A 4,541-nucleotide genomic window follows, 5' to 3' on the forward strand; every position below is an offset into this window, starting at 1 on the left:
CCGAGGCGGTCGCGGCGGCGCAGGATGCCGGCCGCAAATATGTCACCATCGCCAGCCGGGTTCTTGCCGGAAAATGACTGCCGATAGCGCGATCGTTCGCGTGCTGGAAATCTGTAACAAGAAAGGCCTGCACGCGCGCGCCTCAGCCAAATTCGTGCAGACGGTCGAGCGTTTCGACGCAGAGGTGAAGGTCACGCGCGGCGGCGAAACCGTGGGCGGCACGTCGATCATGGGATTGATGATGCTGGGTGCCGGTCCTGGATCCACGATTACCGTGGAGGCCAGCGGCAAGGATGCGGCCGCGGTGATGGATGCGATCGAAAGTCTGATCGGCGGCCGTTTCGATGAGGATGATTGAGGAAGGGCGCCGGTTCCCCGTACGGATTTCGCCAGCGCTGATTACGACACGGACTGTCATAAATGTCGGGTAAGGGACGCCTTTCGCTTGAGGAACCAGGTAATGACGAATTCCGATCAACAGAAGAATCAGCCGGCTGCGATCCGTTATGTCGATCAGCCGGAATGCCGTGAGACCTTCGCCGATTCGATCAACAACGTGTTTTTCGACGGCCAGACCATGCGCATCGAATTCGGCATTACCCGGATGGACGAGCTGAAGCAGGGCCAGCAGCTGTCCGGCCGGCGTTATCCGGCCTGCCGGCTGGTGCTGCCGGTATCCGCCGCCATCGAACTCATCAACAAGATGCAGCAGACCGCGAATGCATTGCAGCAGGCCGGGCTGGTCAAGCCGGTCCCGCCAAAGCCCGCGGCCTGATCCCGGCTCGCGCCTCTGCAATCTTTGATTGCGTGAATTTCGCGCTCCCGTCATAATTTTATCGGGAATGGGGACCCGCCTGACGTGCCGCGGCGGGACGACGAGCCGTGCCGGTATCGGTTGAGGACATCGCCAGGCAGATGCTGGCACTGTTGCCGGAGGACGGCACGGCGGTCCCGAACCGCGTCATGCGCGTGATGCTGGCGCGGGCGCTCTCGGCGGATATCGACGAAGGCCGCTATCGAACCGCCTGTGAAAGGCTTGCCGCGCAGAGCCGGATCGGTCTCGCGCAGGGGCAGGGCGGCGGTGTCGTCCGCAAGCCGCAGAGCGCCGCCGGGCCGCTGCGGCGCGCCGAGGGCAATGGCGGCTGGAGCGAAGCGAGCCTGATGCCGTGGCTGCGTCAATATCTCGACGGCCCGGCCGCGCGCGACCTCCCGGCCTTACGCGGCGCAAAATGGCTGACCTGCGACACATCCAGTGTCGGCACAAGCGGTGTACAATGGGCCCGGCCGGACTTTACGCTGATCAGCGTGAAGCAATTCAAGCTCCTGCCCGGGATCGAATTCGACGTGCACAGTTTCGAGCTGAAGACCGAAAGCGGCGGCGCGACGGACCTTGCCGTGTTCGAAGCGCTGGCGCAGACCCGCTACACCAATTTCGGCTATCTGGTGTGGCACCTTCCGCACGGTTCGCGTTACGAGCGCAAGCTGTCGAGCCTGCAGAAGCAATGCGGTCATTACGGCATCGGCTTCATCCGCCTGCGTGAGCCGCAGCAGGCGGAAAGCTTCGAAATCCTGGTCGAGCCCTTGCGCAAGACGCCGCCCCGCGACGAGATCGACCAGTTTCTCGACGCGCGGCTGCGCGATGCCGAGCGCCGCCAGATCCGGGCGCTGCTCAACGGCGCAGCGTCATGAAGGGCAAGGTGATTGCGGTCGCCAACATGAAGGGCGGCGTCGGCAAGACGGCGACAGTTATCGGACTTGCCGAAGCGCTGGCGGCGCAAGGCGCCGAAACCCTGGTCGTCGATCTCGATCCGCAGGCCAATGCGTCGATCTGCATTGCCGGCGACGGTTTGCTGCGTGACATAATCGAGAGGGGCCTGACGATCGACGGGTTTCTCGAGGACCGCTTCAAGCGGCTGCAGCGCGATGCGGCCCTTGGCGGGCGCATCCGCACCAATATCAGCAATGTCACCCATCTCGGCAAGCAATTGCCGCTGTCGCTCCTGGCGTCGAGCTCGGAGCTGCGGCTGGCGGAACGCGACCTCATCTTCACGCTGACCAAGATGAAGATGGACCTCGATCACATCGTCGAGTCGCTCTATGCCATCATCAAGGACGAGCTGAAGCGGACGAAGAAGTCCTACGACTATATCCTGCTCGATTGCGCGCCCGGCATTTCGGTGATGACCGAAGTCAGTATCCGGCTCGCCAATCTCGTTATCGTGCCGACGATCCCGGATTTTCTGTCGACTTACGGACTGAATTCATTCTGCGCCAATCTCTGGAGCGGGCCGATCGCAGACCGCTCCAATCTGAAAAAGCCGAAGCGCGCGCCCCGCGTCCTGATCACGCGGCGGCGTCCGACGCGAGAGCATGAGCACACCAGCGAGCGCCTGCGTGCCGAAGCGGCGAAGGATGACGCGAAATTTTCCGTATTCCGCACCGAGATTTTCGAGCGGACTGCGATCGCCGAGGCGCTCGGCAAGATTCACACCCATCCGACCTTCTCGCAGAAATGGAAGGACGGGACCGATATCCTGCTCGCCGATCTCGTCAGAGAGGTGAAGGAGACCCTCCATGGCTCTTGAATTCGACGGCTTCGATGCCTGGCGCGCGATCGCGGAGAACCCGGAGACCTTCGCGTCGCTGCGCGTGGACGCGTCGAAGTCGGCGCGCAATGCGCTGACCAAGTATTTCAAGGCCAAGACGCTCGGCCTTGACGATCTGCGTGCCGCGCGCAAAGCGCTCGGCAAGACGATTTTCAATCTGCTGGTCGACGGCATGAAGGACGGCGAGCTGAAGTCGCTGCTCGCGCGTCTCGACAAGCATCACCCGGAATTCAAGACGGCCGATGCCGCATGGCGGCGGCAGCATTTCTTGTTGCTGGTGAAGGGCGAGGTGGCGCCCACGCCCAAGCCCGAGAAGCCGGCGAAAAAACCGAAAGCACCGCGAAAACAGAAGGCGGAGCTGCAATCCGGGAAATGGTTTGCCTCTGCCGGCGCGGTCAGAAAGCGTTAATCAGGCCACATAAAGAAATCTTTATATCCTTATTGCATCCTGGGCCGGGCCCTGCTATAGCGGCGCCCGAAGTGGCTGCCTGCGCGGGCGCGGGCTGCATCCTTTTTCCGAACATTCACCTCAAGACCACAGCGTCAAGGGAGCGTCATGACTGCAGCAACCGCGAAGAAGTCCGGCTTTACGGATTACATCGTCGCCGACATCGGCCTTGCCGAGTTCGGCCGTAAAGAAATCTCGCTCGCCGAGACCGAGATGCCGGGCCTGATGGCGACCCGCGAGGAATACGGCCCGTCGCAGCCGCTGAAGGGCGCACGGATCGCGGGTTCGCTGCATATGACGATTCAGACCGCGGTGCTGATCGAGACGCTGAAGGCGCTGGGCGCCGACATTCGCTGGGTGTCGTGCAACATCTATTCGACCCAGGACCACGCCGCCGCGGCGATCGCCGCCGCCGGCATTCCGGTCTTCGCGGTGAAGGGCGAGACCCTGAAGGATTACTGGGACTACACCGCCAAGCTGTTCGACTGGCACGGCGGCGGCCATCCCAACATGATCCTCGACGACGGCGGCGACGCCACCATGTACGTCCACCTCGGCCTGCGCGCCGAGAAGGGTGACACCGCGTTTCTCGACAAGCCGGGCTCGGAGGAGGAGGAAGTTTTCTTTGCGCTGCTCAAGAAGCAGCTGAAGGAGAAGCCGAAGGGTTATTTCCAGGCGATCGCCGACTCGATCAAGGGTGTGTCTGAAGAGACCACCACCGGTGTGCATCGCCTGTACGAGATGCAGAAGGCCGGCAAGCTGCTCTGGCCCGCAATCAACGTCAACGATTCGGTCACCAAGTCGAAGTTCGACAATCTCTATGGCTGCAAGGAATCGCTGGTCGACGGCATCCGCCGCGGCACCGATGTGATGATGGCCGGCAAGGTGGCGATGGTCGCGGGCTTCGGCGACGTCGGCAAGGGGTCGGCTGCCTCGCTCCGCAACGCCGGCTGCCGCGTTCTCGTTTCGGAAATCGATCCGATCTGCGCCCTGCAGGCGGCGATGGAGGGTTACGAAGTGACGACGATGGAGGACGCGGTGAAGCGCGCCGACATTTTCGTCACCGCCACCGGCAACAAGGACATCATCACCGCCGATCACATGCGGCAGATGAAGGACCGCGCCATCGTGTGCAACATCGGTCACTTCGACAACGAGATCGACGTTGCCGGCCTCAGGAACATGAAGTGGATCAACGTCAAGCCGCAGGTCGACGAGATCGAGTTTCCCGACGGCCATCGCATCATCCTGCTTTCGGAGGGCCGGCTCGTGAATCTGGGCAACGCCATGGGCCATCCGAGCTTCGTGATGAGCTCGTCCTTCACCAACCAGACGCTGGCGCAGATCGAACTCTTCGCCAACAACAAGGACGGCAAATACCAGAAAAAAGTCTACACGCTGCCCAAGCATCTCGACGAGAAGGTCGCGCGTCTGCATCTCGACAAGATCGGGGTGAAGCTGACCAAGCTCACCAAGGATCAGGCCGA

General features: G+C 62.1%; 6 protein-coding genes and 1 pseudogene. All 7 read left to right on the forward strand.

The annotated features are described in order from the left end of the window. Window positions 1-77: pseudogene (locus ACK41X_RS22640) on the forward strand (PTS fructose transporter subunit IIA); the annotation flags it as partial. Further along, window positions 74-358: an HPr family phosphocarrier protein gene (locus ACK41X_RS22645; protein WP_409728329.1), complete on the forward strand. Its 285-nt coding sequence runs from the start codon at window positions 74-76 to the stop codon at window positions 356-358. The pseudogene ACK41X_RS22640 and the gene ACK41X_RS22645, both read left to right, overlap by 4 nt. Window positions 359-460: 102 nt before the next feature. Beyond that, a complete protein-coding gene (locus ACK41X_RS22650; RefSeq protein ID WP_409728332.1) occupies window positions 461-775 on the forward strand; it encodes a hypothetical protein in 315 nt (104 codons plus the stop codon). 107 nt (window positions 776-882) lie between these two features. After that, a complete protein-coding gene (locus ACK41X_RS22655) occupies window positions 883-1,689 on the forward strand; it encodes a hypothetical protein (RefSeq protein WP_409728335.1) in 807 nt (268 codons plus the stop codon). Continuing rightward, window positions 1,686-2,585, forward strand: a complete 900-nt coding sequence (locus ACK41X_RS22660; RefSeq protein WP_409728338.1) for a ParA family protein — start codon at window positions 1,686-1,688, stop codon at window positions 2,583-2,585. Before ACK41X_RS22655 ends, ACK41X_RS22660 begins: the two co-directional genes overlap by 4 nt. Then, a complete protein-coding gene (locus tag ACK41X_RS22665; RefSeq protein WP_409728341.1) occupies window positions 2,575-3,015 on the forward strand; it encodes a hypothetical protein in 441 nt (146 codons plus the stop codon). The genes ACK41X_RS22660 and ACK41X_RS22665 overlap by 11 nt, the downstream gene beginning before the upstream one ends. A 147-nt stretch (window positions 3,016-3,162) precedes the next feature. Further along, the coding region (ahcY, locus tag ACK41X_RS22670) for an adenosylhomocysteinase (RefSeq protein WP_409728343.1) at window positions 3,163-4,541 on the forward strand (1,379 nt) is incomplete at its 3' end.

It is taken from the genome of Pseudorhodoplanes sp. (genome assembly GCF_046289595.1).
GTDB lineage: Bacteria > Pseudomonadota > Alphaproteobacteria > Rhizobiales > Xanthobacteraceae > Pseudorhodoplanes.

Excerpts from the sequence above, each read along its gene's own strand:
- ACK41X_RS22645 (WP_409728329.1), top strand. The coding sequence starts at position 74 with ATGACTGCCGATAGCGCGATCGTTCGCGTGCTGGAAATCTGTAACAAG.
- ACK41X_RS22650 (WP_409728332.1), top strand. The coding sequence starts at position 461 with ATGACGAATTCCGATCAACAGAAGAATCAGCCGGCTGCGATCCGTTAT.
- ACK41X_RS22660 (WP_409728338.1), top strand. The coding sequence starts at position 1,686 with ATGAAGGGCAAGGTGATTGCGGTCGCCAACATGAAGGGCGGCGTCGGC.
- ACK41X_RS22665 (WP_409728341.1), top strand. The coding sequence starts at position 2,575 with ATGGCTCTTGAATTCGACGGCTTCGATGCCTGGCGCGCGATCGCGGAG.